This is a genomic window from Geodermatophilus sp. SMS 5-13, from assembly GCF_059428245.1.
Genome location: NZ_CP165729.1, coordinates 1,147,106 through 1,169,401, shown reverse-complemented (window position 1 = coordinate 1,169,401; position 22,296 = coordinate 1,147,106). Strand labels below are relative to the sequence as shown.

Annotated in this window: 17 protein-coding genes; 10 read left to right on the top strand and 7 right to left on the bottom strand. The window is 72.6% G+C overall.

The window, feature by feature from the left end; genetic code table 11:
* Positions 1-144 precede the first annotated feature (144 nt).
* Positions 145-363, top strand: a complete 219-nt coding sequence (locus tag AB3388_RS05765) for a hypothetical protein (protein ID WP_495409802.1) — start codon at positions 145-147, stop codon at positions 361-363.
* Positions 364-451: 88 nt separating this feature from the next.
* Here AB3388_RS05765 and AB3388_RS05760 read toward each other — a convergent pair whose 3' ends face one another.
* Positions 452-2,971, bottom strand: coding sequence for an ATP-dependent Clp protease ATP-binding subunit (locus tag AB3388_RS05760; RefSeq protein WP_495409801.1), 2,520 nt, complete (start codon positions 2,969-2,971; stop codon positions 452-454).
* A gap of 222 nt (positions 2,972-3,193) precedes the next feature.
* Between AB3388_RS05760 and AB3388_RS05755 the strand changes: the two genes are divergently transcribed.
* Positions 3,194-4,795, top strand: coding sequence for a methyl-accepting chemotaxis protein (locus tag AB3388_RS05755; protein ID WP_495409800.1), 1,602 nt, complete (start codon positions 3,194-3,196; stop codon positions 4,793-4,795).
* Positions 4,796-5,070: 275 nt separating this feature from the next.
* Here the strand turns inward: AB3388_RS05755 and AB3388_RS05750 are convergent, their stop codons facing one another.
* Complete coding sequence (locus tag AB3388_RS05750; protein ID WP_495409799.1) at positions 5,071-5,745, bottom strand: TetR/AcrR family transcriptional regulator; 675 nt, start codon at positions 5,743-5,745, stop codon at positions 5,071-5,073.
* 207 nt (positions 5,746-5,952) lie between these two features.
* On the opposite strand from AB3388_RS05750, the gene AB3388_RS05745 reads away from it, so the two are divergent.
* Positions 5,953-6,879, top strand: coding sequence for a LysR family transcriptional regulator (locus AB3388_RS05745; protein ID WP_495409798.1), 927 nt, complete (start codon positions 5,953-5,955; stop codon positions 6,877-6,879).
* On the opposite strand, the gene AB3388_RS05740 is transcribed toward AB3388_RS05745, so the two are convergent.
* Positions 6,863-8,191: a sensor domain-containing phosphodiesterase gene (locus AB3388_RS05740; protein WP_495409797.1), complete on the bottom strand. Its 1,329-nt coding sequence runs from the start codon at positions 8,189-8,191 to the stop codon at positions 6,863-6,865. The genes AB3388_RS05745 and AB3388_RS05740 overlap by 17 nt on opposite strands.
* A 123-nt stretch (positions 8,192-8,314) precedes the next feature.
* Between AB3388_RS05740 and AB3388_RS05735 the strand changes: the two genes are divergently transcribed.
* Both AB3388_RS05735 and AB3388_RS05730 read left to right on the top strand, forming a co-directional pair.
* Complete coding sequence (locus tag AB3388_RS05735) at positions 8,315-9,235, top strand: LysR family transcriptional regulator (RefSeq protein ID WP_495409796.1); 921 nt, start codon at positions 8,315-8,317, stop codon at positions 9,233-9,235.
* Between the two features lie 926 nt (positions 9,236-10,161).
* Entirely contained in the window at positions 10,162-12,294 is a 2,133-nt protein-coding gene (locus AB3388_RS05730; RefSeq protein ID WP_495409795.1) for a putative bifunctional diguanylate cyclase/phosphodiesterase, read from the top strand.
* A gap of 111 nt (positions 12,295-12,405) precedes the next feature.
* On the opposite strand, the gene AB3388_RS05725 is transcribed toward AB3388_RS05730, so the two are convergent.
* A complete protein-coding gene (locus tag AB3388_RS05725; RefSeq protein WP_495409794.1) occupies positions 12,406-13,353 on the bottom strand; it encodes a hypothetical protein in 948 nt (315 codons plus the stop codon).
* 159 nt (positions 13,354-13,512) lie between these two features.
* Positions 13,513-14,226, bottom strand: a complete 714-nt coding sequence (locus AB3388_RS05720; protein ID WP_495409793.1) for a DUF1345 domain-containing protein — start codon at positions 14,224-14,226, stop codon at positions 13,513-13,515.
* Positions 14,227-14,460: 234 nt separating this feature from the next.
* Here AB3388_RS05720 and AB3388_RS05715 point away from each other — a divergent pair, with 234 nt between their 5' ends.
* From AB3388_RS05715 to AB3388_RS05705, 3 genes are all read left to right on the top strand, one after another.
* Positions 14,461-14,751: an ANTAR domain-containing protein gene (locus AB3388_RS05715; protein WP_495409792.1), complete on the top strand. Its 291-nt coding sequence runs from the start codon at positions 14,461-14,463 to the stop codon at positions 14,749-14,751.
* 19 nt (positions 14,752-14,770) lie between these two features.
* Positions 14,771-15,874 (top strand): GAF domain-containing protein, encoded by a 1,104-nt coding sequence (locus tag AB3388_RS05710; RefSeq protein WP_495409791.1) that lies wholly within the window; start codon positions 14,771-14,773, stop codon positions 15,872-15,874.
* Between the two features lie 127 nt (positions 15,875-16,001).
* The gene (locus tag AB3388_RS05705; protein WP_495409790.1) at positions 16,002-17,117 is read left to right on the top strand and encodes a glycosyltransferase; all 1,116 of its coding nucleotides are present in this window, start codon (positions 16,002-16,004) and stop codon (positions 17,115-17,117) included.
* Here AB3388_RS05705 and AB3388_RS05700 read toward each other — a convergent pair.
* Positions 17,061-19,259: an amylo-alpha-1,6-glucosidase gene (locus AB3388_RS05700; protein ID WP_495409789.1), complete on the bottom strand. Its 2,199-nt coding sequence runs from the start codon at positions 19,257-19,259 to the stop codon at positions 17,061-17,063. The two genes, AB3388_RS05705 and AB3388_RS05700, sit on opposite strands and share 57 nt — an antisense overlap.
* 324 nt (positions 19,260-19,583) lie before the next feature.
* Between AB3388_RS05700 and AB3388_RS05695 the strand changes: the two genes are divergently transcribed.
* On the top strand, positions 19,584-20,123 hold the full coding sequence (locus AB3388_RS05695; RefSeq protein WP_495409788.1) for an SRPBCC family protein: 540 nt from the start codon (positions 19,584-19,586) through the stop codon (positions 20,121-20,123).
* On the top strand, positions 20,120-21,295 hold the full coding sequence (locus AB3388_RS05690) for a zinc-dependent alcohol dehydrogenase (RefSeq protein WP_495409787.1): 1,176 nt from the start codon (positions 20,120-20,122) through the stop codon (positions 21,293-21,295). The genes AB3388_RS05695 and AB3388_RS05690 overlap by 4 nt, the downstream gene beginning before the upstream one ends.
* Here AB3388_RS05690 and AB3388_RS05685 read toward each other — a convergent pair.
* Positions 21,285-22,244 (bottom strand): LysR family transcriptional regulator, encoded by a 960-nt coding sequence (locus AB3388_RS05685; protein WP_495409786.1) that lies wholly within the window; start codon positions 22,242-22,244, stop codon positions 21,285-21,287. The genes AB3388_RS05690 and AB3388_RS05685 overlap by 11 nt on opposite strands.
* Positions 22,245-22,296 lie beyond the last annotated feature (52 nt).

The window sequence follows — 22,296 nt, the reverse complement described above, 5'->3', positions numbered from 1 at the left end:
GCCCCCGGCTGGGCCTCGGGCCTGCTCTTCGCGACCTCGGACGCCTTGCGGTTCTGGACGCGGCCCCCGCGGGCCTGCCGGGAACCGTCGTCCGGTCCGCCACTGCGTGATCACCGGCACCCAACAACACCGGATGGAGGAGTTGTGAGCGAGTCAGAGCTGGAGGAGACCGGGACGGGGCAAGCCGCCAAGCGCATCGGCCAGGCGCCGACGACCACGGACGTGACCGATCCGGAGCGATCTTCCCGGAACACCGCCGCCGGCTCCGGTTCCGAGCCGGGCGAGGGCCCTGTCCGGCCGGACGCCGACGAGGGGGTGGATCCCTCGGCCAGCATCGAGCCCCACAACGAAGGGCTCGTCTGAGCACGGCCGCCCCCCACGACGGCCCCGCAGCCGCTGGCTGCGGGGCCGTCGCCGTGCGGAGCGCAGGCCGAGCACCGGGACCGACCGCTCACGCCTGCGCCGTCGCGACCTCCCGCGCGTCCTCGACCTCGAGGTCCAGGTCGCCGTCCCGGACCACGACACGCACCCGCTGGCCGCTGCGCAACCGGCCGTCGAGCATCAACCGCGACAGCCGGTTGTCCACCTCCCGCTGGATGGCCCGGCGCAGCGGGCGGGCGCCGAACTGGGGCTCGTAGCCCCGTTGGGCGAGCCAGCCGACCGCCTCCGGGGTGAACTCGACGTCGATGCCCTGGGCCCGCAGCCGCCGTCGGGTCTCCTCGAGCATCAGGTCGGTGATCCGCTCCAGCTGGGTGTCGTCCAGCTGCTGGAACACCACGATCTCGTCGATCCGGTTGAGGAACTCCGGCCGGAAGGACTCCCGCAGCCGGCGCATGACCTGGCTGCGCAGGTCGTCGCCGGCGTTGCCGTTGGCGGTGAACCCGAGCGGGCCGCGGCCGGCGTTGACGATCGCCTCCGACCCGAGGTTGCTGGTCATGATGACCACGGTGTTGCGGAAGTCGACGGTGCGGCCCTGGGAGTCGGTCAGCCGGCCGTCCTCGAGCACCTGCAGCAGGGCGTTGAAGACGTCGGGGTGGGCCTTCTCGATCTCGTCGAAGAGCACCACGGAGTACGGCCGGCGGCGGACCGCCTCGGTCAGCTGCCCGGCGTCCTCGTAGCCGACGTAGCCGGGCGGGGACCCGACCAGCCGGCTGACCGTGTGCCGCTCCTGGAACTCGCTCATGTCCAGCCGGATCATCCGGTCCTCGTCGCCGAACAGTGCCTCGGCGAGTGCCCGCGCCAACTCGGTCTTGCCCACGCCGGTCGGCCCGAGGAAGAGGAAGCTGCCGATCGGCCGGTCCGGGTCGCCGAGGCCGACACGGGAGCGGCGCACCGCCTCGGCGACGACCTCGACCGCCTCCTCCTGCCCGATCACCCGTTCGTGCAGGCGCTGCTCGAGGTGCAGCAGCCGCTCCATCTCCTCCTCCGTGAGCTGGCTGACCGGGATCCCGGTGGCCCGGGACACCACCTCGGCGATGTCCTCGACGCCGACCTCGGGGACGCCCGCCCCCTCGCCGCCGCCGGCTCGGGCCTGCGCGAGCCGCCCCTGCGCCTCAGCGAGCTGGTCGCGCAGCTCGGAGGCCCGCTCGTACTGCTCGCCCGCGACCGCCTGGTCCTTCTCCCGCTGCAGCCGCTCGACCTCCTGCTCCAGGCCGCGCAGGTCGGTCGGGGGCGTCTTCACCCGGCGGCGCACTCGTGCCCCCGCCTGGTCGATGAGGTCGATCGCCTTGTCGGGCAGGTGCCGGTCGGTGATGTAGCGGTCGGAGAGCTCCACGGCCGCGACGACGGCCTCGTCGGTGAACCGCACCTGGTGGTGCGCCTCGTAGCGGTCGCGCAGCCCGCAGAGGATCTGCACGGTGTCCTCGACGCTCGGTTCGGCCACCAGGATCGGCTGGAACCGGCGCTCCAGCGCGGCGTCCTTCTCGATGTTGCGGCGGTACTCGTCCAGGGTCGTGGCGCCGATGATGTGCAGGTCCCCGCGGGCGAGGGCCGGCTTGAGCATGTTGCCCGCCCCGCCGGACCCCTCGGAGGCGCCGGCCCCGACGACGGTGTGCAACTCGTCGATGAAGACGATGACCTCGTCGCTGTGCTCGCGGATCTCGTCGATGACCTTCTTCAGCCGCTCCTCGAAGTCGCCGCGGTAGCGGGTGCCGGCGACCAGGCCGGTCAGGTCGAGCTCCACCAGCCGGCGGCCGCGGAGGGTCTCCGGGACGTCGCCCTCGACGATCTGGGCGGCGATGCCCTCGACGATCGCGGTCTTCCCGACCCCGGCCTCGCCGATGAGCACGGGGTTGTTCTTGCGCCGCCGAGACAGCACCTCGACGGTCTGCTCGATCTCCTGCTCCCGGCCGATCACCGGGTCGATCTCCCCGTTGCGGGCCATCGCGGTCAGGTCGCGGCCGTACTCGTCCAGCGTCGGGGTGCTCGACGGGGGTCGGCCGGCCCCGCCCTGCCCGCCGCCTGCACCGCTGACGGCGGCCTGCTGCAGCGTCTCCGGTGTCACGCCGGCCGCGCGCAGGATTCGGCCGCCCGGCGACTCGGGGTTGAGCGCCAGGGCGAACAGCAGGTGCTCCGGGCCGATGTAGGTCGAGCCCAGCGCCCGCGAGATCTGGTGGGCGTCGAGCAGCGCCCGCTTGGCCGCCGGGGTGAGCGACGGCGGCTCGTTGTGCGGCTCGCCGCGCCGGAGCGCGGCCTCCAGCTGCTCGCGCAGCTGAGCGGTGTCGGCGCCGGTGCGGCCGAGGAACTGCCGCGTGGAGTCCTCCTCCAGCATCGCCCACAGCAGGTGGTCGGTGTCGAGATCCGCGCTGCCCGTCTCGGCCGCCCGGCGGGCGGCCGCGTTCACCAATCCCCGCGCCTGCTCGCTGAGGAACTGCGTGATGTCCACGCGCTGCCGGGGCTGGCCTCCCTGGTATCGCCGGAAGAAGTCGTCGAAGGGGCTGCCGTAGGGGCCTGGGAAGTATCCGCTGGTCATCGCTCGTCCGTCCCGGGAGTGGCGTGGTCCCCTACTGCCCTACTCGTCCTCGGTCGGGATCTCCATCGGTCATCCTGCCGAGACGGCCGCCTGGCGGGCATCGGTCGCCTCGATGGAGGCCATCGGAATCAGGCCGCGGGGGAACCGGGTCCTCACCTTGTCCGACGGCCGATGGCCGCCGAAGACGACGTCGGAACATCGTCGACCGAACGGACATGGCGCGTGCGCACCACTCTGACCCGCTTCTCCTCTCTTCCCCTGCGCGTCAAGGTGCTCTCCGCCGTGGCGCTGTCGTGCGCGGTGGCCCTCCTCATCGGGGTGCTCGGCCTGACCCGGCTCGCGGCGCTGGACCAGCGGAGCCAGGACATCGAAGGCCAGGCGCTCGTCCCCTCCATGCAGCTCGCGGAGATCCGGCGGGCCTTCCTGCAGACCCGAATCGACGCGCTCGCCGATGAGCTGCTGCCGAAGGCGGGCGGGCAGGACACCGCCCACCAGGCCTACCTCGCGGACGTCGATGCCTTGAACGCCGCCATCCGGACGTACTCGCGCAGCAGCCTGACGGCGACCCAGGAGAAGGACCTCGCCGCGCTCACCGACTCCTGGCGGGAATACGAGCGCCTGGTCAGCGGGCCGTACCTGCAGGCCGCGCGGGAGGGGCGGATGGCTGACTTCATGGCCATGCGCACCAGCACCGTCGGGCCGACGTCGAAGACCCTGGGCGACGCCCTCGACCGGCTGGCGGCCGCCGAGGCCACCGAGGCCCGCGCCTCCGTCCGGGCGGCCAGCGACACGTACGACTCCGCACGGACGCTCATCCTGGTCGTCCTGGCCCTCGGGGTGACCGGGTCACTCGGCCTCGGCCTGCTGGTGGCCCGGCTCGTGGCCCGGCCGGTGGCCGCCGTGCGCGACGGGCTGACGGCCATGGCCTCGGGGGACCTCACCGTCCGGGTGGATGTCTCCTCCGGCGATGAGATCGGCCACATGGCCGGGGCGCTCAACCAGGCCGCCGAGAACCTGCAGACCATGGTCCGGTCCACGGCGGAGTCGACGCAGGCACTGGCCGCGGCGGCCGACGAGCTGTCCAGATCCGCGGAGGCCATCTCCTCCAGCGCCGAGGAGACGGCAGCCCAGGCCGGCTCCGTCGCCGCGGCCGCGGAGCAGATCTCGCGCAACGTCCAGACGGTCGCCGCGGGCTCCGAGCAGATGGGCGCCTCGATCGACGAGATCTCGAAGAACGCCGCCGAAGCGGCTCAGGTGGCCGGGACCGCGGTGGGGGTCGCAGGGGCCACCACGCGCACGGTGTCCAGTCTCGGGACCTCGTCCCAGCAGATCGGCGAAGTGGTCCAGACGATCACGACGATCGCCGAGCAGACCAACCTGCTGGCCCTGAACGCGACCATCGAAGCCGCCCGGGCCGGCGAGGCCGGCAAGGGTTTCGCCGTCGTGGCCAACGAGGTCAAGGAACTGGCGCAGGAGACGGCCCGGGCCACTGGGGACATCGCGCGACGCGTGGAGGCCATCCAGCAGGACGCGTCCGGCGCCACCGCCGCGATCGACGAGATCACCTCGATCATCGGCCGGATCGACGACTTCCAGACCACGATCGCCTCGGCGGTCGAGGAGCAGAGCGCCACGACGGCGGAGATGAACCGCAGCGTGGTCGAGGCCGCCACCGGCAGCGGCGCGATCGCCAGCACGATCGGCGGGGTGGCGACCGCGGCGGCCATGACCACCGAGGGAGTCGGCCAGACCAGGCTGGCCGCGGGGGAACTGGCGCGCATATCCAGCGAGCTGCAGGCGCTCGTGGAGCGCTTCCGCTACTGACCATTCCCGTGCCATCGGAACGGTCGATGCCGGCCAGCGAGAAGGCGTGCTTTACCTGGCGCAGCAACCGGACAGAACCTGGGGCCTGGACGGCGGCTGTCGGCCACCTCGACCGGCCACCGGCGCCGCAGTCGGAAGGACCATCGGTGAGTGAGCACGTGACGTGGGAGACCTGCCCGGGCTGCGGGCGGTCTGCCGCCGTGGGCTGGCTCGACGGAGAGCCGGTCGAGTTCGACTGTCCTCGCGGCTGCCGGCTGGCGACAGACCGCGTCTCCTCAACCTTCGGACGACGGCGTCCCGGGCGTCGGTACGTCCGATAGGCGACCCCCGCCGCGGTCCCGCAGGAGGGGCAGCATCACGTCGTCCACCACGACCGTCACCAGTTCCTCGTCGATGTGGGCTCCCAGCAGCAGCCAGCGCTGCACGAGGATCGCCGCGCCGGCTTCCGCAGCGAGGGACGAGTCGACGGTGGGCCCGATCTCCCCTCGTCCGACAGCGCGACCGAGGACCTCTCCGAAGGCCGCGGCCCACTGGGCCACGGGCCCGGAGTGATAGGCGGCTGCCAACGTCGGGTCGTCGTGCACCGCGCTGAGCAGGGCTCGGTTGGCGTGTCCTGCCGGGCCGTTGAAGTGGGCGACCGCCGAGGTGAGCAGCACGATGAGGTCGTTCCTCAGCGAACCGGTGTCCGAGACGTCGAGGGTGCCCTCGATCGACCCCTCGGTGTAGCTGGCCAGCAGGTCGGTCTTGCTGGCCCACCGCCGGTAGATGGCTGCCTTGCCGACGCCCGCGGTCAGCGCGACCTCGTCCATGGTGAAGCCGCTGAAGCCCAACCGGGCCAGCACGTCGACCACCGCCGCCGTGATCGCCTGGTCCTTCCTTCGGTCCAGGCGGCGGCTGGACCTCCGAGCCGGCCCCCGCGCCGGTGACGGCCCGACGTCCCCCGATGCCATGGCCCGACTGTAGGTCGGAACCGGCCGGACGACCGCGGAGCGATTCCGGCAGCCGAGCCGTGACACGGCACCCGCGAGTTCCGCCCCGGCTCTCTACCGTCCGGCACTCGGCCGCCGGGCGACGCAGACGTCAGGCGCCACGGTGCACGAAGAGGAACGGATGAAGACCACGTTGATGCCCGCGCCCGGCCACAGGATCAGCCAGCCGTGGAACTGAGGCAGCTGGAGTACTTCCTGGCCGTCGTCGAGGAGGGCTCCTTCACCGCCGCCGCGGCCCGGCTCTACATGGTCCAGTCCAGCCTGTCGGCGTCCCTGCTGTCCCTGGAACGGGAACTGGGCACCGAGCTGTTCATCCGCGGCCGCCGCGGCACCGAGCTGACCGACGCCGGACGGGCCCTGCTCCACCCTGCCCGTGCCGCCCTGGCCGAGACCGAGCGCGCCCGCGACGCCGTCGCCGAGGTCACCGGCCTGCTCCGCGGCTCGGTCCGCATCGCCGCCATGGCCGTTCCCCGGGTCGTCGACGTCGCGGACACCATCCGCGGGTTCCAGTCGGACCACCCTGGTGTCGACGTGCACGTCCTCCCCGCGGGCGCCCAGGCCATGGTCGACCTGGTGGTCGAGGGCCAGGTGGACTTCGCCATCGGACCGCGGACCCCGCACCTCAGCCCTGCGCTCCGCTTCACCCCCCTCATCAGCACCCCGCTGACCGTGATGTGCCCGGTCGGCCACCGGCTCGCCGGGGCGCGGGACGTGGACCCCGCGGAGGTCGTCGACGAAGCGATCATCGATCTGGCTCGCGGATGGTGGTCCCGGGCTCTCTTCGACACCTGGCTCCAGGAGCGCAAGCTGCGGCGTCGGGTCCGGCTCGAGATCAACGAGTGGCTGGCCCTGCTGAACATGGTGCAACGCGGCATGGGTATCTCCTACGGCCCCGACGCCTGCATCGACCACGAGACCTTCGCCGGCGTCACGACGGCAGCGCTGGCCGGCGCGCCCCTGTGGGAACTCGGCGTCATCACCCGGGACGAGACCCTCCGCGGTGCCGCGGGGCGCGCCTTCCTCGCCGCCTATCTCGACCGATGCCGGCCGGTCTGCACGGGCCAGGGCGCCGCAGCGGTCACGCCCTCGCGCTGAGCAGCCCCGTGGGGGGCAGCTGCGGGCGTCCTGGACGGTGCCAGTCGTGCCAGTCGCGTTCGTCGGTGCTCGGTCGGCCGAACAGGTATCCCTGGCCGGCGTCGACCCCGAGGGCCAGCAGGACGGCCAGTTCGGTCGACCGCTCGATCCCTTCCGCGACGACGACGCCCCGCATCTCCCGGGCGAGGGCCACGACGGCGCCCGCGAGCGCCCGTCGCGCGGGATCGCCGTCGATGCCGCTGATGAGGCTGCGGTCGAGCTTGATGAGGTCCGGTGCGAGCCGGAGGATGTGCCGGAAGGTGGCGTGGCCGGCGCCGGCGTCGTCCACGGCGATCCGGAGCCCGGCCCGGCGCAGCGGTCGCAGCGCCCGGTCGAGGGCGTCGTAGTCCTCCACCGCGGAGTGCTCGGTGAGCTCCACGACGATCCGGGACAGCGGGATGGGAGCCTTCCCCAGTGCCTCGGGGAGCCCAGGCCACAGCAGGGTCTCCGGGGAGAGGTTCACCGACACGTACGCGTCCTCGGGCAGAGCCGCGGCCCGGCGCAGCGCGTGCAGGGCGGCGTGGATCTCGAGGTCGACGCCGAGCCCGACCCGCGCGGCGTCGGTGAACCAGTCCTCGGCGGTGCGTCCCTCGTCGTCCACGGCGAACCGGGACAGCGCCTCGGCCCCGAGCACCCGACCGTCGACCAGCGAGACGATCGGCTGGAACGCCGTCCGCAGCACATCGTCCGCGAGCACCCGGACGATCGCCGCGGACGTTCTCGCCGGCTCGCCAGGTGGAGCCTCCCAGACCGGGTGGGACGCGCCGAGCAACCCGGTGAACCGTCCCTGACCGTCGGCCTGTGCGATGGCGGTGCTGCGCAGCCACACCGGTGCGCCGTTCTTGGTGACGCACCGGAACGAACGGCGCCGCCACCCCCGCCCGGTCGAGAGCAGATGGGTCACCACGGCGTGCTCGTCGGGATGGGTGACGTCGAAGATCGAGAGCGACCCCGCCTCCTCGGGGGCGTACCCGAGGAGCTCCAGGCACTGCGGGCTGGCATGTGTGAACCGGCCGGCCGCGTCGCACTCCCAGACGACCTCCTCGCCGACCTCGTCACGGGCGGCCGAACGCCGGCCCGGATCGGCGACGGACCGGAAGAATCGACCGGTTGCCCACGCCGCAGCGACGACCACGATCAGCGTCGCGTCGCGGACGAGCACCGCGGGTCCGCCGAGGATGCCCGAGTGCGTCCCCGCGGAGACCACCGCGCCCAGGGTGGCGCAGAGCGCGAGGCCCAGGACGGCGCCACCGGTGAAATACTTTCCGCGCACGAGAGCTCCTCGCGATCCCCCACGGCGCTCCCCCAACAGGAACTCCTACCCGAGTGTCGGCGGAACGATCCCGAGAATTGATCACGCGTCCCCGATGGGCACCATCGACGGAGGCGATGGGGCGTGGAACTGAGGCAGCTGGAGTACTTCCTGGCCGTCGTCGAGGAGGGCTCCTTCACCGCCGCCGCGGCCCGGCTCTACATGGTCCAGTCCAGCCTGTCGGCGTCCCTGCTGTCCCTGGAACGGGAACTGGGCACCGAGCTGTTCATCCGCGGCCGCCGCGGCACCGAGCTGACCGACGCCGGACGGGCCCTGCTCCACCCTGCCCGTGCCGCCCTGGCCGAGACCGAGCGCGCCCGCGACGCCGTCGCCGAGGTCGCCGGCCTGCTCCGCGGCTCGGTCCGCATCGCCACCGTCGCCGTCCCCCGCAGCCTGAACGTGATCGAGACGATCCGCCGCTTCCAGCAGCAGCACCCCGACGTGGAGATCGACCTCCTCCACGACGGCGCTCGAGACCTCGTCGGGCTGGTCGCCGACGGCGACGTCGACTTCGCCATCACGCCCCTCACGCACCGCACCGGTCCGGCGCTGCGCTTCGAGCCGCTGGCCAGCACCCCGATCGTCATCGTCTGCCCGGCGGACCACCGGCTGGCCGGTGCGCTCGACGTGGACCCGGCCGAGGTGGCCCACGAGCAGGTCATCGATCTGCCCCGCGGCTGGTGGGTCCGCGACCTCTTCGACCGGCTGATGGCCGAACGGAGCATTTCCCGGCGGGTCCGGTTGGAGGTCGACGAGTGGTTCGGCGTGCTGACCATGGTGCAGCGCGGCCTGGGCATCACCTACGGCCCGCAGGCGTGCCTGGACGACACCATCTTCGGCGACATCGCCGTCGCCACGATCGCCGGCGCACCGTTGTGGCAGCTCGGCATCGTGAGCCGGGACGAGGTGCTCCGCGGCGCGGCCGGCCGCGCCGTTCTCGCCGCCTACCGCTCGCAGTGCCTCGGGCCCGTCGACAACCAGGACCGCGGACCTGTCGAGGTCTAGGTAACCGAGCCGGATCATCGAGCGGCGGATCCCGGAGCTGCGGGTTACCCGCTGCCGGGGACCGGCGCGGATCGCCTTCCAGCTCGGGCTGGTGATCTCCGCCGTCGGCCGGGTGCTGGCGACGGCGGCGGGCACCGGGTGCACGGCCGGGCCGCCGCCCGAGCGATCAGGGGCAGCACCGAGCCCAGCTATGCCCACCTGCACCACGCCGGCGAATGACGCGGTTCGTTCGTCGACTGTCTGGTCCAGTTCATGCCGACAAGAGCCGCCGATCGACGTGCTCTCGGCCCACGCCGAACTCCTACCCGCTGATGCGTTCCGCCGGTCCGGCGAGGAGCCCCGCTCCGGCCCCCCGTGATCGCGCGGACGCGCCCCCGGCGATATCGGCAGTTATCCCGATGGACCCGGCTCGTGTCCGCGGCTTTCGATGGCCGACGCCATGCAGTCGAGTTCCCGAGGAGGGCTCCCGTGCCGCCCCTTACGGATGGGTGGGTCCACGCGACAAGAACACCGGGTGGGTAGGACCCGGTTGTCCACCAGGGCAGCAGCGCGTCGCGACCCTGAACCCCCGCGCAAGATCGCGGACCCTGGGCGAACCGGCTGCCCCAGTGCCGACGGTGCCGCCCCACCTGCCGGCCATGCATCGCCGGGAGGGGACGCCCAGGACGGCGGCGGCCGCCGAGAGGCCGTAGGACGTCGCGTCGCTCATGGCGGTCCGATCCGGGCGGGCGCGATCGGCGCCCACCTCTCCGTGGCAGGTCGCGCACCACCGGGCACTGCCCGCGTGGCCCGCTGCGAGGCGCCGCGCATGCTCGCGCGCCGCGGAACGCCGCCGTCGGCGCGGCGGACCGGCCCGACATTTCGGTCGCCACCGTCTCTTGCCGGCGAGCCCGGGCAGATTTCCGGATGGGACAAGGAGCTCGCACATGCCCTCACCCCCGGACGGCCCAGGACCCGCGACCGACGCGACGTGGGGCACCCGCGTGACCGAGGCCCTCTCGTCGATCAGCGACGCGGTCTACTTCCTGGACCGCGACGACCGGTTCACCTGGGTGAACGCTGCGGCGGAGCGGCTGCTCGCCCACCCGGCGGCCGATCTGCTGGGCCGGACCGTGTGGGAGGTGTTCCCCGACCTGCGCGGCAGCGAGCTGGAGCACGCCTACCACCGGGCCAGGGAGACGGGAACGATGCAGGAGGCGGAGATCTTCTCCGCACCGCTGGACCGGTGGCTCGGCGGCTGGGTCCACCCCGATCGCGACGCCGAACTGGTCGTCTTCTTCCGCGACGTGCACGAGCGGCGCACCCTCGACGAGGAGCGAGCGGCGGAGTCCTCGCTCATCCGTGCCGTCCTCAACGCGCTGCCGGCCCGCATCGCGATCCTGGACGGCGACGGCACGATCCTGACGACGAACGCGGCGTGGGCGGCCGGCACCGCCGCCGCGGGGCGACCGTTCGCCAGGCGCGGGGGCGAGAACTACCTCGCGGCCGTCCGGGCGGCGGCCGACGCGGGCGACCGGGATGCCCGGCTGGCCGCCGAGGGGATGGCGGCGGTGTTCGCCCGCCGCGAGCCGTCGTTCTCGCTGGACTACGCCGTGCCGTCGCCCGAGGGCCGGGGCGCGGGCCCCAGCTGGTGGCACATGCAGGCTTTCCCGATCGACGAGCTGCCGCGGGTGGTCGTCACGCACACCGACATCACCGACCGGGTCACCGCGGAGCAACGGGCGGCGTGGCAGGCGCGGCACGACCATCTCACCGCGCTGCCCAACCGTGCCGCGCTGCACGAGATCCTCGGTGAGGCGCTCCTCGAGGACGACGGTGGCGGCCGGGTCACCGTCCTCTACATGGACGTCGACGGCTTCAAGCAGGTCAACGACTCCCTGGGGCACTCCACCGGTGACCTCCTGCTGCGTGAGCTGGCGTCCCGGCTGGCGCACCGCACCCGCCCGACCGACGTGGTCGGCCGGCTGGGAGGTGACGAGTTCGTGGTGGTGGCCCGCGACTGCGACGCCACGGGCGGGGAGGCCCTGGCCCGGCGGTTCCGCGCCGTCTTCGACGAGCCGTTCGAGCTGGCCGGCAACCTGTTGCCGCTCACCGTGAGCATCGGCATCGCCGCCTCCGACCCGGCGCACGCCCGTCCCGAGGAGCTCCTCCGGGATGCCGACGTCGCGATGTACGCCGCGAAAGCCGGCGGCCGCAACCGTCACGCGGTGTTCACGCCCGATCTGCGCACGGCTCTCGACGACCGCTGGCAGATCTCCAGCCGGTTGCGCGACGCGGCCTCGCTCGGCGAGCTCCGGCTGGGCTGGCAGCCGGTGGTCGACCTCTCGAGTGGGGAGGTCACCGGTTCGGAGGCGCTGCTGCGGTGGGACCACCCGCACCGGGGGGTGGTCCCACCCTCCGACTTCATCCCCGTCGCCGAGGAGAACGGGTTGATCGTGCCGATCACCCGCTGGCTGCTGCAGGTCACCACCGCCCAGGGCGCGGCCTGGGCGCGGGACGGCCTCGAACTGGGGATCGCCGTCAACATCAGCGCCATGCACCTCGCGACCGGGACGCTCGTGGACGACGTGCTCGGCGCTCTCGACGAGAGCGCGCTCGACCCCCGGCGCCTGGTGCTCGAGCTGACGGAGACGAGCGTCGCCCGCAACCCGGGCCAGGCCGCGGAGCAGTTCTCCCGGCTGCGGGAGCACGGCATCCGGATCGCCATCGACGACTTCGGCGCCGGCTACAGCTCGCTGTCGATGGTGGCGGCGCTGCCCGTCGACATCCTCAAGGTGGACCGCACCCTGGTGGCCGGGCTGTCGCCGCTGGGCCCCACCGCACCTGAGGCGGTCCTCGGTGCGGTGACTGCGCTCGGTTCGGCGCTGCGGATGCAGGTGGTCGCCGAGGGGATCGAGACGCCGACACAGCTCGACCTGGTCCGCCGCGTGGGGTGCACGCACGCGCAGGGGTTCCGGTTGTGGCCGCCGGTGCCGGCGGAGCAGCTGGGTGCGCTGCTGGTGGAGAGCCGGCGGCGGACAGGAGAACAGCGGCTCCCCCCGCCCACCGCACCGGCGTGAGGCGAGCTGCCTGCCCTCAGCTGTCGGGCCGGGCGGTGGGCCGACCGGTCCGGCCCCGTCTGCTGGCCCGCTGCCGACGTCGCCTCGCGGCTGGGCGGGAGCTGGATGTCCTCATGGCTCGGAGACGTCAGGGCATGTGCCCTGCTGCGAGCGGGCACGCTGCCGAGCTCCGTACGCGGCCCGCCGCACCGTGTCGGCGTCCTCCGCCCCGGACCCGAGAGCGCCCCCGACCGTCGCCAGCGAGGCGATGAACCAGCTGATGTCCAGGTAGTCCATCCAGCTCGACGGGTGCCCCAGATTGCTCTCGAGGACGGCGCCGTCGACGAGGAAGGCGACGGTGATCGTCATGACGGCGAGCAGGACGGCGTAGAACACCAGGACGCCGAGGGCGAGCGTCGCCGCGGTGGTGACGTTGTAGAGGCGGGCCAGCCGCCGCTGCCGCGCGTCCTCAGGGCGCTCCCAGAGGCCGTGCTGCACGATCAGGTAGACGACCATCGCAGCGATCGACAGCCCCGTGATGACCGACAACCGAACCGGACCGAGCCGGTCGGCCAGGAGCCAGAGCGTCGCCGTGAACACCCCGAAGACGCTCGCGGCGAAGGCGGCCAGCAGGGCACCGGAGAGGGCCCCGACCAGCCGCCACGGCCGGTTGGCGCGCACCATGCCGGCGAACAGCCGCCAACCGCCCAGAAGCGCGGGCAGGACCAGGCGCCGGCCCGATGGCGCCTCGTCCCCGAGAACGGCCAGCCCCGCGGTGGCAGCGGGCGACGCGGCCGACGTGCCGAGCAGTTCCAGCACGAGCCGGACGACGACGTCCCGGGCCCGGTGCGGCAGACGGAGCACTCCCAGGGCCGGCACGGAGGTCAGGGCCACGCCGCGCTCGAGATCGAGATCGGCGACCACTGCGCGGGTCCCCGCCCGTCGCGGCAGGTCCGTCAGTCCGACGGCCACGTCCCACCCCTCGGTGGCCTTCCGCTCGAAGATCGCCCGCAGGAGCGGTTCCTCGTCGCCGACGTGGCCGGCCACGAGGGGGACGACGCGGGCGGTCGCGCGCCACACCCGCGCACCGTCGGCCTCCGAGAGCGCCTCTGGCAGGGCGTCCGCGAGATGCTTCGCCAGTTCTCCCGGCAGATCAGGATCCGCCAGCAGGCCGATCACGACCGGGGGCTGCGGCGTTCTGGGTCGTCGCTGGGGTTCGGGCACCACGGATCGCGACCGTCAGACGTTGGTCAGCAGGCTGACGGAGACGGCTATCAGCACGGTGCCGAACAGGTACGACAGCAGCGCATGCCCCAGGCCGACCTTGCGGATCTGCGTGCTCGCCAGCCCGGTGTCGGACACCGCGAAGGACATGCCGACGGTGAAGGCCAGGTAGGCGAAGTCGCTGTAGGCGGGGCGCTGGTCATCCTCGAAGAGGATGCCGCCGTCGCCGCCCGCGTAGTACAGGCGCGCGTACTTGAGGGCGAAGACCGTGTTCACCAGAGCCCAGGAAAGGATCGTGTCCACGACGGCGAGGACCACCGCCGCGACAGCGACGGCGTCGTGGCGGCTCGTGCTGAGCACGCCGTCGAGCACTGCGACCAGGCTGGCCACGGCGGCGACGAGGACCGCCGTGTCCGTGACGTGGGATCGTCCCTCCTCCTCCGCCAGGCGTTTGGTGCCCCCGTAGTCCTGCGGCCAGCTGATCCGCCAGACCCACCCGAGGACGGCCGACGCGGCCACGGTCCAGCCGACGAGGATGCTCAGGCGGACCGACCCGACCAGCGCCACGGCGATCGCGGCCGCCGCCCCTGCGGCGAGAGAGACCAGCAGACGGCGCCACGAGATGATCCGGCGTTCCCGGCCAACGGTCGCCGACCTGACCTCGTCCACGCCGTCGCCGATCTCGATGACCTCACCCGGCTTCGCGTGCCCGGACCAGCGGCCGGGCACGAATTCATCCGGCGACGCCGGACCCCCCTCCATCCGACACCGATCAGGGAGCCCGCGGTATCGGCAGACATGCCTATTCCTGCTCGGGGTGGTGCAGATCGGTCGCTCTGCCGATGCCGGATGACGGAACGCGCCCGCACTCTGGTCGTCCGTGGCAGGAAGCCCACGGGGAACCGGCGGCAACGGCGCACCGGTCGATTCGCACACCGGTCGGACGAGGAGGACCCGGAAACCATGACCGTCGGCTTGTCGGTGGAGGTGCCGGCCGCGCCGGCGCAGCGGTTCGACGTCCTCACCGTGCTCGACGAGCTGCAGGCGCGGATCCGGTCCGCGGAGGACAGGGCGGCCGGCCTGGAGCGCGCGCTGGCCAGCAACCGGCGGATCGGCATGGCGATCGGCATCCTGATGTGCCAGCGCCAGCTCACGGAGGACCAGGCCATCGCGCTGCTCAAGACGCACAGTCAGCACCGCAACGTCAAGGTGCGCGAGCTGGCCGAGACGGTGATCTTCACGGGGACCCTGTGAGACTCCCGAGCGCAGGATCGTGGCCGCCGACGCCCGTGCGCTCGAGCGCGCCAGGTGTGTACGTCCATCCACGCGTGCGGGAAGGTCGGCGGTGATGAGCGGGCGAGAACCGGAGCTCCCTCACCTGCGGCTGGAGCTCGCGCGGCTCGCCGCCTCGTCCGCGACCGTGCACGAACGGGCGGAAGGGATCCTGCAGTGTCTCGAGCGGCTCCTGCCGTTCGACGCCGGCTGGCTCGCGGTGCGCGACCCCGAGCAGCACCGTCACGTCCCGCTGGCCACCACGGGAGCGGCCGACCCTCTCCGTGACTACTTCGGCCGTCCTGAGGCCGACGAGGAAGTGGAGCTGCTCGGCCTCAACCGGCGCCGGCCACCGATGCTGGCCAGCGAGATTCCCGGCCCCCTGTCCGAGGTCGGCGCATGGGCCGACCACCTGCTCCCGGCGGGTTTCCGCGAGGGTCTGGCAGCTCCCCTGTTCACGGCGGGCGGGCGGCACGTCGGTTTCCTCAGCCTGCTCTCCGCCGATCCCTCGCGGCCGAGCGAGGCCGACCGCAGGGTCGTCGCGGGCATCATCACGGTGATCGCCGACGAGCTGGACCGGACCCGAGAGGTCGCCGAGACCGCCCGGATCCTCGCCGGCGCCAGCGCCGGCGTCGTGCTCACCCGCGCAGGCGCGGTCCTGCCGCTGCCAGGTCTGCCTGACGACCGCCTGTTGTCGCCGGGCTCACCGATCCTCCGGGTCGCCGCCGCCGAGTTGGCCGACAGCGGCGCGTACATCTCGTTCCTCGCTCCTACGCCCGGCACCGACGGCGAGCAGCTGATCCGTGTCGTCGCACTCGACGTCGCCCGGCCGGACCTCGACCACCTCTCCGCCGCGGTGCTCCTGTCCCCACCGGGCGACCTGCACGGCCTCACCCCTCTGGATCTCCGGGTCCTGGGCCTCCTGATCGAGGGGGTCACCGACGTCCCCGCCCTCGCGACGTCGCTCCACGTGGCCAGGGAGGCGGTGGCCACCTCCCTGGGGCGAAGCCTGGTCGCCCTGCGGACCAGCGACCTCACGGCGGCCACGGTGCGCGCTCTGCGTGGCGGGATGCGCATCCCCCCGAGGGCGACGGGACCGACCTGAGCGGGTCCGGCGCCGGCCGGGAATCGGTCGCTCTGCCGATGGTTGCCGACCGATCCGTCGGCTGTCATTGCAGACAGTCCCGTTCCACTCGCGACGCCCCTGCGGCGCACACTTCCCAGGACGTTCCATGCGCATCGGCCTCATCGCCCCTCCGTGGATTCCCGTGCCGCCCCCGGCTTACGGCGGCACCGAATCGGTCATCGACCGGCTGGCCCGCGGCCTGGTCCGAGCAGGTCACGACGTGCTGCTCGGCGCCGCGGCCAACAGCACGTGTCCGGTGGGTCGGGTGCCCGGGACGGACGAAGCCGCCGACGGAGCACCGGCGAACGGGGGTACGGCGACCGAAGTCGGCCACGTCGTCGCGAGCTACGCGGCCATGTCGGACGTCGACGTCGTCCACGACCACACGATGTGCGGCCCCGTGTACCGCCACCGCCCGGTGGGCGTTCCCGTCGTGACCACCAACCACGGCCCGTTCGACGCCACGCTCAACGCGATCTACCGCTCCTTGCGTGACGTCCCGGTGATCGCCATCTCGCGCTCCCAGGCCTCGACCGCTGACGGCGTCCACATCGCCGCTGTGATCCATCACGGCATCGACGTCGCGGCCGTGCCGGAGGGCCGAGGGCGTGGCGGGTTCGCCGGCTTCCTCGGACGGATGAGCCCGGACAAGGGTCCGCGAGAAGCGGTGCTGATCGCCCGCACGGCGGGTGTCCCCCTGCGCATCGCGGCGAAGCTTCGTGAGCCCGCCGAGCGGCAGTACTTCGAGGCCGAGGTGAAACCGCTGCTCGGGGGCGACATCGAGTACGTGGGTGAACTCGGGGAGAAGGACAAGCTGGAACTCGTCGGCGATTCCGTCGCCCTCCTCAATCCCATGCAGTGGCCGGAACCGTTCGGCCTGGTGATGATCGAGGCGCTGGCCGCGGGAACCCCGGTCGTGGCCACCCCGGCAGGCGCGGCCCCGGAGATCGTGGACGACGGGATCACCGGGTACCTGCGGAAGGACCGGGCGGCGCTGGCCGAGGCGCTGGTGGCGGCCGCGGCCCTCGACCGCTCCGCCTGCCGCGCGGCGGCCGTGGCGCGCTTCGACACCGACCGCATGGTCGGCGAGCACGTTCAGCTGTACACCGATCTCCTCGTCTCCGATCGGAGGCCGGCGCGTCCACGGCTGGTCGAGCACCCGACGTCACGCAGGGAACGAGCCCTCCAGCAGATAGGGCTCGCAGCGCAGCTCGACGCCTGAGGGCACGCCCGCCACCAGCGCCTCATCACCGGTCACCTCGACGCTGACGCGGCCGGCCCCGAGGGCCACCCCCTCGACCCGGAGCGGGGCGAAGGCCGGGGGCAGCACGGGGTCGACCCACAGCCGCCCCCGAGGAAGCTCCGGGTCGAACCGCAGCAACGTCCGGATGAGCTGGATCGGGGCGGCCGAGGCCCACGCCTGCGGCGAGCAGGAGGTCGGGTAGGGCACCGGCTCGGGGAACTCACCGCGGTCGAAGCCGCAGAAGAGCTCGGGCAGCCGGCCCCCGAAGTGTTCCGCCGCCTCGAGGAGCGCCTCCGCGATGCGCTGCGCCGGCGCCACGAAGCCGTAGCGCATGAGCCCGGCGACGACGAAGGCGTTGTCGTGCGGCCAGACGGAGCCGTTGTGGTAGCTGACCGGGTCGTAGGCGCCCATGGCGCTGCTGAGCGTGCGCACCCCCCAGCCCGTGAACATCGCCGGGGAGAGCAGGTGCTCGGCAACCAGGGGGGCCTTGTCGGTGTCGACGATGCCGCTCCACAGGCAGTGACCCATGTTGGACGCGCAGGCGTCGACCGGGTTCTTGTCACGGTCCAGGGCCAGGGCGTACCAGCCGCGCTCCGGCAGCCAGAACCGCTCGTTGAAGGCCGTCTTGAGTGCCGACGCCCGCTCGGACCACCGCCGCGCCCCCGCGTCGTCGTCCAGCCAGCGGGCCAGCTCGGCGCGGGCGCGGAAGGCGTCGTAGGCGTAACCCTGGACCTCGCACAGTGCGATCGGCGCCTCGGCCGGGCGGCCGTCGGCGAACGTGATCCCGTCCCAGGAGTCCTTCCAGCCCTGGTTCTGCAGCCCGCGGTCGGTCGCCCGGCGGTATTCGATGAACCCGTCCCCGTCGCGGTCACCGTGGCGCTCCATCCACGCCAGCGCCCGGTCCGCGTGCGGCAGCAGCTCCTCCACGGCACGCCGCTCGGCCCCCCACCGGGCGAACTCGCCGAGAAGCACCACGAACAGCGGGGTGGCATCCACCGTCCCGTAGTAGACGCTGCCGCCGCCCAGCGACAGGCCGGAGTCCACTCCCAACCGCACCTCGTGCAGGATCCGGCCGGGCTCCTCCTCGGTCACCGGGTCGGTGGTGCGCCCCTGGTGGCGTGCGAGCGTCCGCAGCGTGCCGAGCGCCAGACTCCGGTCGACCGGCAGCGCCATGTAAGCGGTCAGCAACGAGTCCCGCCCGAACAGCGCCATGAACCAGGGAGCACCCGCGGCGACCGCGGCGAGATCGGGGTCCTCGGGGTCGAAGATGCGCAGCGCCCCCACGTCCTCCTGGCTGCGCCGCAGCGTCCGCTGCAGGCTGTCGTCCCCGGTCGTGGCGATCGGGGTGGTCTCCCGCCATCGCTGCAACCGCAGAGCCGGCAGGGATTCCCGTTCCGGCCGGTCCAGCGGGAAGGAGGGTTCGACCGCCTCGCCGTCCACGACCGGACGCACCAGCAGCGACGTCGACCACTGACCGCGCGCGGGGACGAGGGCCTCGTACCGGATGCTCCCCGCTCCCGCGCCGGGGCCCGCGGATGCCACCACCGTGCCGCCGGGCGCCTCGACCACCGCGCCGCGGTGGGTCTCCCGCCAGTGCAGGTCCAGGTAGAGACGGTCGTCCTGAGCCCGTGCCCGCGGCTCTCCGCGCGGTTGGACGCGCTCCTCCTTGACCTCGAACAGGTCCGCGAAGTCCGCCCCCACGGCGACGGTGACGGTGCAGGTCGTCGGCTCGGCTCCCGGGTTGCGCAGGACCAGGTCCTCCCGGAGCCCGTTGCCGATCCGCCGCTCACGCTGCACCAGCAGGTTGGTGTCGGTCCGGCCGAACCGGCGGGAGAGCCGGCCGAGGAAGGTCGCACGGTACGGGTCGGGGATCATCGCCGCCAGCGGGTCGGGGATCTCGCCGTCGACCCGCAGGTCCCAGCGGGACAGGATGCGGGTGTCACGGAAGAAGACGCCGTTCGGCCCGGTGCCGCCGATGTCCCCGCCGGGTGTGCAGATGCAGAAGGACGAACCCTCGACCAGCGTCACGGTGCCCGCGCCGACGCGTGCCGGTTCGTTCTCCGGATTCCACTTCTCGGGCAGCGAGGCGCCCATCGTCACCGCCCTCGGTCGTCCCTGCACCAGACCGTTCCACGTTCGTTGCGGCGGGCGATACCGGCAATGGGTCGTTCTGCCGATGGCGCGGCCCGCGCTCGACGGGTCTGCTGACCTCGGACGACGTCTTCCCGGAGCGTGTGATGACCCCTGCCCTCATGGCCCCTGCCCTCATGGCCCCTGCCCGGCGGCCGGCTCCAGCTTCGTCCCGGAGACCCACGCCCCGCTGACTCGCGGGCTCGGCCGGGCCGGTGCGGCACCGCCCTCGCCGCGGCCGGCCTCGTCGTGATCACCACCGTCGATGTCCACGCAGCCGTTTCCCGCACGATCCGAGAGGAGCCCGCGGCACCCATGGAACTCACGTCCGCCACGACCGTCACCAGGCAACCGGAGGAGGTGTACGCCTTCTGGCAGCAGCTCGACCGGCTCCCGACGTTCATGGCGCACCTCGACGAGGTGCGCGAGACGGGAGCGGGCCGCAGCCACTGGAAGGCCAGCGCACCGTTCGGCCAGTCGGTCGAGTGGGACGCCGAGACGACCGACGACGTTCCCGGGCAGCGCATCGCCTGGCGCTCGGTCGACGGCGCCGACGTGCCCAACTCCGGGGAGGTCCGCTTCCTGTCCGCTCCGGGCGGGCGCGGCACCGAGGTGCACGTGGCCCTGAGCTACGAGATGCCCGGCGGGGCGCTCGGAAAGGCCGCGGCCAAGTACTTCGGCGAGGAGCCCTCCCAGCAGCTCGACGACGACCTGCGCCGGTTCAAGCAGGTTCTGGAGATCGGCGAGGTGATCCGGTCCGACGGCGCACCGCGGGGAAAGCAGGCGCGGGAGGAGTTCCCGCAACATCCCGCCCGCCCCCTGACCGACGAGGAGCTCGAGGAGGTGCTGGCGTGAGGGCGAACACCTGGATCAGCCCGAACAAGGTCGAGGTCACCGACGTCCCGGACCCGTCCATCCTCAACAGCCGGGACGCGATCGTGAAGATCACCTCGACGGCGATCTGCGGCTCCGACCTGCACCTGCTCGACGGCTACGTGCCGACGATGCAGAAGGGCGACGTCATGGGCCACGAGTTCATGGGCGAGGTGGTCGAGATCGGTCCCGGCGTCGACCGCGACAAGCTGCGGGTCGGCGACCGCGTCGTCGTTCCCTTCCCCATCGGCTGCGGCGCCTGCTCCGCCTGCCAGAACCAGCTGTGGTCCTGCTGCGAGAACACCAACCCCAACGCCGGCCTGGCCGAGAAGATGTTCGGCCACCCGGTCGCCGGCATCTACGGCTACTCCCATCTGACCGGCGGCTTCGCCGGTGGGCAGGCCGAGTACGCCCGCGTGGTGCTCGCCGACGTCAACCCGCTCAAGATCGAGTCCGACCTCGCCGACGAGCAGGTGCTCTTCCTCTCCGACATCCTGCCCACCGGCTACATGGGCGCCGAGATGTGCGAGATCACCGACGGCGACGTCGTCGCCGTCTGGGGCGCCGGGCCGGTCGGGCAGTTCGCGATGGACAGCGCGCGCGTGCTCGGCGCGGCGAAGGTGATCGCGATCGACGACGTCCCGTACCGGCTGGAGATGGCCGCCTCGCAGGGCTACGCGACGATCGACTACTCCGACACCGACGTCCGGTCGACCCTGCTCGAGCTGACCGGCGGCCGCGGCCCGGACAAGTGCATCGACGCCGTCGGCATGGAGGCCACCCACGGCGCCGCCCACGTGCAGCTCTACGACCGGGCCAAGCAGGCCGTCCGCTCCGAGACCGACCGGCCGCACGCCCTGCGCCAGGCGATCACGTCCTGCCGCAGCGGAGGCATCGTCTCGGTCATCGGCGTCTACGGCGGGTTCATCGACAAGTTCCCGGCCGGCTCCTGGATGAACCGCGCCCTGACCCTGAAGACCGGGCAGTGCCACGTCCAGCGGTACATGCGCCCGTTGCTCGAGCGCATCGAGCGTGGCGAGATCGATCCCACGCGGGTGATCACCCACCGCCTGCCGCTGGCCGAGGCGCCGCACGGCTACGACATCTTCAAGCACAAGCAGGATGGTTGCGAGAAGGTGGTCCTCAAGCCCTGACCGTGCCCTGCCGGTGGCCGTCGCGGGGACGGCGGACCGGCTCGATGAGCGTCTGCGGGTCCCGGGACGACTCGACGAGGAAGTCGACGAGCTTGCGGACGGCGGGGGTGGCCGGCGCCCGCCAGACCACTTCCAGGTCCCACGTCAACGCCGGAACGAGAGGTCGGACCGCAATCCCCGCGACCCCCAGGTGATCGGCGGTCCCGAGGATGCAGACCGCCACGCCCGCGCCACCGGCGACGGCGCGCAGCACGCCGTCCGGCGCGTTCAGCAGGTCGGGCTCGACGACGACCTGGTGGTGCGCGGCCCCAGCGGGGAACACGTGATCAACGACGCGGTCCCATATCCCGGCGAACGCCCCCCGCGGGAACATGATCAACACCTCGCCGGCGAGCGCGGCCACCGGCACCGTGACCGCGCTGCTCAACGCGTGGCCGAGAGGCAGCACGACGCCGAAGACGACCGAGCCCAACACCAGGCCGGCGAGATCCCGCTGCGGATAGGACCGGCTCCACACGATCGCCGCGTCCGCCCTGCCCTGGCGGACGGCCTCGAGGGCGTCGTCCCCACGGGCAGAACTCACCGACACCTCGACCCCGTCGATGGCCAGCGCGGCCAGCCGCAGCGGGCCGGCGAGGGCGAGGTCGGCCATGGTGGCCACCCGCAGGGTGAGCGGCTCCCGGGAGTCGGTCCCGGCGATGCGCGCGTCCGCCGCGGCCCGCTCCACCTCGGCCAGGATGATCCGGGCCCGCTCGACCAGGACGACGCCGGCAGAGGTCAGCCGGGCCGCTTGCGGAGTGCGTTCGAACAACGAGACCCGGAGTTCCCGTTCCAGCGCACGGATCTGCTGCGAGAGCGACGGAGCTGCGATGTGAAGTCGTTTCGCCGCCCGACTGAAGCGCCCCTCCTCGGCCACGGCCAGGAAGTAGCGCAGTTGGCGCAACTCCACCCCCTATGTCTACCGCGGAACGTTCACCGCGGAACACTGCCGTCCGCGGGCC